A 4,163-nucleotide genomic window follows, 5' to 3' on the forward strand; every position below is an offset into this window, starting at 1 on the left:
CTGCTGGATTCTCTATTTTCAAGAATAAAAGGACAATATTTCAACCAGAACTTGATATTTCTCTTAAATCAAAGATAAAAGATATTATCTTTAATCTTTCACTTAAAAATTTCCTAAATAATTCAAGCTTTTCCAAGCTTTATTTTCAATCTCCATATTCTACAATATCAACAAGCCTTGAGCCAGAAAGGGTGTTTAGACTTGAAGGAGGTATAGAGCTAAAAAGAAAAAGCCTTTGTCTTAAAAATTCCCTATTCCTTGAAAATAAAAATGGGGCTATAGAATGGCATAAGAAAGCAGATGGCCTTTATGAACCAAGGAATCTTGCCTCTTTGTTTAGTTGTGGAATTAAAGGAAATATTAACTACTCATTGACAAAGAAGATAGAGGGAGAATTTTCGGCTATTTTAATGGGTTTATCAAAGGAGATAAATTATACACCTCAATTTGAGGGAGAGCTTATTTTAAGATACAGAGACAAAGACCTTTTGATAAGCCCTTATATTTCCTTTAGAGGCTCTCAAAAGACAGATAATGGAAATATAGATTCTTGCCTTGTTTTCAATATAAAAGGAGAAAAGAAAATATCCGATGAATTTGGGGCATTCTTTAATCTAGAAAACCTTTTTAACAGCCAATACAAGGAAAGAGAAGATTATCCAGGGAAAAAACTACTTGTATCTATGGGTATAAAAATAAAGCTTTAAGGAAGAAGGAATTATAAGTTCTGAAGTTCTTAAGTTTAGAAGTTTTGAATTTATTTGTAAACCCAACAATGGGGGTCTTCTCCTAAATAATCACTACTTATTGCTAAAGTCATTGCCCGACAACCGTAGCAATCAGAAATCGGACATTTATTTTCATTGCATTTTCCTTTAAGGTTCTTTTTTTCTATAATCTTTTTCAATACCTTTGAGCCTTTCCAAATTTCATTTAAAGGCTTTTCTAAAAGATTACCAATCGGAAAGAAAAACCTTCGGCAGGGTAGGACAGTAGCATCAGGAAGGATTGCTAAGCCATCTCTTCCCACAATACATTCTGCCCCATAAATTTTAGCTTTGCGGTCAAATCTTATCTGAATTGCCCGATATTTGATCATCTCCTCGGCTAGATATACCTCCCTAACCTGCTTAAAGATATGTTGATAGAGGCTATCTATTTCCTTTCCGGAAACTACCTCATCAGCAATCTTCTTTCCTTGGCCTAAAGGGAAAAATCGCTCAATGATATAGCCATCTACCTTTAGCTCTTTAGCAAAGTCAAATAATCTCATTGCCTCTTGGAAATTACGCTTAAGGAGGGTGAACATAATCACCACCGAAAAACCATGAGACTTTAATTGGCTAATCCCTTCTATTGCCTTTTTAAATGAGTCTTTTCCTCGTATAGCATCATTGGTTTCTTCTGTAATTCCATCTAAGGAAATATAAAACTCATCTAACCCACTCTGCTTAATCTCTGGGAGATATTTATTTACCAAAAGACCATTACTAATCAAGCTAAGGCTGACATTAGAATGAAGAAGATAATCTACAAGCTTCCATAATTCGCCTTTAAGCAGGGGTTCTCCGCCGGTTAAGGCAATTTTGAGTTTTTTATTCCAAAGCTTTGAAGTAGAGATTAAATTACGAGAGATAAGCTTTAATTTTGAAAAAGGCAATTCATTTTGGGTAGTAAATTGTTCTTGATAGCAATGGAGACAGCGGAGATTACACCTGTCGGTAATATGCCATTGGATATAAAAATACATAAAAGGTTCATTAAGTATATGAAGAAATAAACAAAATTATTCCCAAAGCGAATAGCCTAAACACTTATAATTTCCTCCAAAAATACATCCGCTACATTTTTGGATACCCTTTTTATTATCTCTCCATTTTTAAAGATAAGGAATTTTTCTCCTGCAACAAGTCCATAATCTGCCTTCTTTGCCTCACCTGGGCCATTTACGTTGCATCCCATAATGGCTATCCTTTTCCCAGAAAGACCCTTTATATTTGATATTTTTTCCTCTATTTGTTTTGTAATGGAAAAGAGGTCTACTTTACACCTTCCACAAGTCGGACAGGAGATTATCTTAGGGCCAAATGATCTTAAATCTAAAGCCTGAAGAATTTGCTTTGCAACCCTTACCTCATCTATTGGCGAGCCTGTCAAGGAAACCCTTATGGTATCTCCCAAACCTTCAAAGAGCAAAATTCCACAACCAATGCTTGAGGTGATTGAGCCAGAAAATAATGGCCCTGCCTCGGTTATTCCAATATGGAATGGGTATTTAACCAGCTTTGCCATCTCTCTATATGCAGAAATAGTTTCATAAATATCCACACCCTTTAGAGAAACAACAATGTCATAAAACCCTTCAGCTTCAAGGATTTTTATCTCCTTTATCGCTGCACTAACCAGGGTTTCTCCCGAAGGAAGAGAGCCTGAATTTGCTCCCACTCTAATGGGAATTTTTGCCAGGGATGCCTTTTGGACAATCTCCTTTATCTTTTCTTTATCCCTTATATTTCCCGGGTTAAGCCTTATCTTATCCGCACCCTGCTCTATAGCACAAAGGGCAATCTTGTAATTAAAATGAATATCTGCAATAATAGGAATCTTTGATTTTTCCTTTATCTTTCCAAGCAACCTTGCACAAGCAAGGGAAGGAAGGGCAATTCGCACCATTTCACAACCTGCCTCTGTAAGCTCGTGGATTTGCTTCATCGTCTTTTCTATCTCTTTTGTGCTTGTCTTTGTCATTGATTGGATGGCAATGGGATTTTCCCCACCAATTTTAATATTCCCAATCTTTACCTCAATCGATTCCCTTCTCATTTTTAAGTTCTGCCCTATAAATATAGTATAACATCCCACCTAAGTTTTCACAAAATATAGTTAATTCCCCAACGCTTTATAAAATTATGAATTTTGAATGTTGAATTTTGAATTAAAAGGGGAAAAATTTTATAAAACTTAAACCTTTAATTCAAAATTCAAAATTTAGAATTCAAAATTTCTTAAATAAACACACCCTATCTATTTTTGCAGTAAGTGATGGAAGATACTATAATTTTAAGTAGTCTACGTTTATTATTCGTTTTCTTGCAAGCATTGGTTTAGCTGCTCTAATGTTCTATATCCCCCCTTTCTATTTTCATTGACTTAATCTAAGAAGGGTTGATAAAATTTTTTTATGGAATTAAACATTATTAAAGATTTCGTTGATATCCTTCTTAATTTAGACAAACACCTTTCTCTGGTTATTGAAAATTATGGTCTATGGACATATTTAATCCTTTTTCTTATAATTTTTTGTGAAACAGGTCTTGTGGTAACCCCATTTTTTCCTGGGGATTCTTTAATTTTCGCCTCAGGGACACTTATAGCAGGAAATGCATTAAATATACATTACCTATTCATATTGCTTAGCCTTGCCGCTATAGGAGGAGACACAGTAAATTACTGGATTGGATATTTTGTAGGACCTAAAGTATTTCATTACGAAAATGTGCGTTTGCTCAACAAGAAGCACCTTGAACGCACACATAGATTTTATGAAAAATATGGAGGGAAAACGATTATCCTTGCCCGATTTATCCCAATTATTCGGACATTCGCACCATTTGTCGCGGGCATTGGCACAATGAGCTATAGAAAATTTATTGCCTACAATATCTTTGGGGGTATAATGTGGATTTTAATTTTCTTATACGGTGGCTTTTATTTTGGCAACATTCCCTTAGTCAAAAGGCATTTTAGCATAGTTATTTTTGTCATTATCTTTATCTCTATCCTTCCTGGCATAATAGAATTTGTCCGTCATAAACTTAAAAAAGTAACCACTTAACCTATGGTTAGTTAACAAGTAATATCCTAAGATGCGACAAGGAGGAGAATAATAACCTGTATAATAAAAAAGATAAATTTTATCCCCCTTTTTATAAAATATGGGAATAATAGTGAGAAAGCAGATAATTGTAAATTTGGTATGTGTTTAGCTCCTTTAAAATCTGTTCATCTTATTGTTATCCCTATCAAAAGAAATTCAAAATTCAAAAGAACAATTCAAAATTCACTCCTTCTTCAAACAGGCATTTCTTGTCTTTCTTATGGGCTAGTTTCCATATGCCAAATAACAAGCCACACTTTGAGCAATTGGTTGTTTTGTATGGGCT

General features: G+C 34.4%; 4 protein-coding genes. 2 read left to right on the forward strand and 2 right to left on the reverse strand.

Translation table 11 applies throughout. The annotated features are described in order from the left end of the window. Positions 1 to 707, forward strand: a 707-nt coding sequence (locus tag AB1397_06200) for a hypothetical protein (protein ID MEW6482572.1), incomplete at its 5' end; no start/stop codon positions are given. 50 nt (positions 708 to 757) lie between these two features. On the opposite strand, the gene AB1397_06205 is transcribed toward AB1397_06200, so the two are convergent. Both AB1397_06205 and ispG read right to left on the reverse strand, forming a co-directional pair. Then, positions 758 to 1,750 carry a radical SAM protein gene (locus tag AB1397_06205; GenBank protein MEW6482573.1) on the reverse strand — a complete coding sequence of 331 codons (993 nt, stop codon included), beginning with the start codon at positions 1,748 to 1,750 and terminating at the stop codon, positions 758 to 760. 56 nt (positions 1,751 to 1,806) lie between these two features. Next, complete coding sequence (gene ispG / locus AB1397_06210; protein MEW6482574.1) at positions 1,807 to 2,823, reverse strand: flavodoxin-dependent (E)-4-hydroxy-3-methylbut-2-enyl-diphosphate synthase; 1,017 nt, start codon at positions 2,821 to 2,823, stop codon at positions 1,807 to 1,809. 358 nt (positions 2,824 to 3,181) lie between these two features. Here ispG and AB1397_06215 point away from each other — a divergent pair, with 358 nt between their 5' ends. Next, the gene (locus AB1397_06215; GenBank protein ID MEW6482575.1) at positions 3,182 to 3,835 is read left to right on the forward strand and encodes a DedA family protein; all 654 of its coding nucleotides are present in this window, start codon (positions 3,182 to 3,184) and stop codon (positions 3,833 to 3,835) included. The last annotated feature ends 328 nt before the right edge of the window (positions 3,836 to 4,163 follow it).

The organism is bacterium (assembly GCA_040756715.1).
GTDB lineage: Bacteria > UBA9089 > UBA9088 > UBA9088 > UBA9088 > JBFLYE01.